This is a genomic window from Magnetospirillum molischianum DSM 120 (assembly GCF_000294655.1).
Classification (GTDB): Bacteria; Pseudomonadota; Alphaproteobacteria; order Rhodospirillales; family Magnetospirillaceae; genus Phaeospirillum; species Phaeospirillum molischianum.
In genome coordinates this window covers 1-1,098 of the sequence record NZ_CAHP01000005.1, presented here as the reverse complement: position 1 = coordinate 1,098, position 1,098 = coordinate 1, and the positions used below count along the sequence as shown (strand labels likewise).

Sequence of the window (1,098 nt, the reverse complement as noted above, 5' to 3'; positions counted from 1 at the left end):
AACCATTGACAATATCCTTTGTTTATCATAAGTTTAGGACCGGAAAATTGGAGAAGTTGCTATGGGACTACCGACCCCTGCTGAATCCTGGCCCGCCAAAAGGCAAAGCTCGAGGCGCAACTCGCCAAAGTTACTGCACAAGAGACAGCCTTGACCAAAGACCCTACTCTGATCCTGAAAACAGCCGCAGCCGACCCTGTACTGGGATCCGCAGTCGTTCAGGCGGTTTACACAGCCACCGGCAAGGTAGCCCTCAGACGACGCTTACGAATAAGCCCTTGTTTTTACAAAGAAAATTTTAAATCATTGAAAATATCCTTTGTTTTTACAAAGAAAATTTTAAACCATTGACAATATCCTTTGTTTATCATAAATTTAGACCGGAAAAAATTGGAGAATTGCTATGACTACCACCCCTGCTGAAATCCTGGCCCGCCAAAAGGCAAAGCTCGAGGCGCAACTCGCCAAAGTTACTGCACAAGAGACAGCCTTGACCAAAGACCCTACTCTGATCCTGAAAACAGCCGCAGCCGACCCTGTACTGGGATCCGCAGTCGTTCAGGCGGTTTACACAGCCACCGGCAAGGTAGCCCTCAGACGACGCTTACGAATAAGCCCTTGTTTTTACAAAGAAAATTTTAAATCATTGAAAATATCCTTTGTTTTTACAAAGAAAATTTTAAACCATTGACAATATCCTTTGTTTATCATAAATTTAGACCGGAAAAAAATTGGAGAATTGCTATGACTACCACCCCTGCTGAAATCCTGGCCCGCCAAAAGGCAAAGCTCGAGGCGCAACTCGCCAAAGTTACTGCACAAGAGACAGCCTTGACCAAAGACCCTACTCTGATCCTGAAAACAGCCGCAGCCGACCCTGTACTGGGATCCGCAGTCGTTCAGGCGGTTTACACAGCCACCGGCAACAACGGTCCTGCGACCGCGTCTATGGTCGGGATGGCAGTTTCAAAGATGCACACGACCCGAAAGGAAGCAGCCCCCAAGCCGGAAAAATAATACACGGAGAGGCGATTGGACCAGTCGTTACGCGTTCCTGGCGAATCGACTGGTCCAATCGACAGCCTCATGGTTTCCGTA

Annotated in this window: 2 protein-coding genes; both read left to right on the top strand. The window is 47.6% G+C overall.

The genetic code is table 11. From position 1 onward, the window contains the following. Positions 1-403: 403 nt before the first annotated feature. A complete protein-coding gene (locus PHAMO_RS19905) occupies positions 404-691 on the top strand; it encodes a hypothetical protein (RefSeq protein ID WP_002725778.1) in 288 nt (95 codons plus the stop codon). A gap of 53 nt (positions 692-744) precedes the next feature. Further along, positions 745-1,017, top strand: coding sequence for a hypothetical protein (locus PHAMO_RS01700; RefSeq protein ID WP_002725747.1), 273 nt, complete (start codon positions 745-747; stop codon positions 1,015-1,017). Positions 1,018-1,098 lie beyond the last annotated feature (81 nt).

Bases quoted from the DNA above. Each gene is read 5' to 3' on its own strand.
- PHAMO_RS19905 (WP_002725778.1), top strand. From the start codon at position 404: ATGACTACCACCCCTGCTGAAATCCTGGCCCGCCAAAAGGCAAAGCTC.
- PHAMO_RS01700 (WP_002725747.1), top strand. From the start codon at position 745: ATGACTACCACCCCTGCTGAAATCCTGGCCCGCCAAAAGGCAAAGCTC.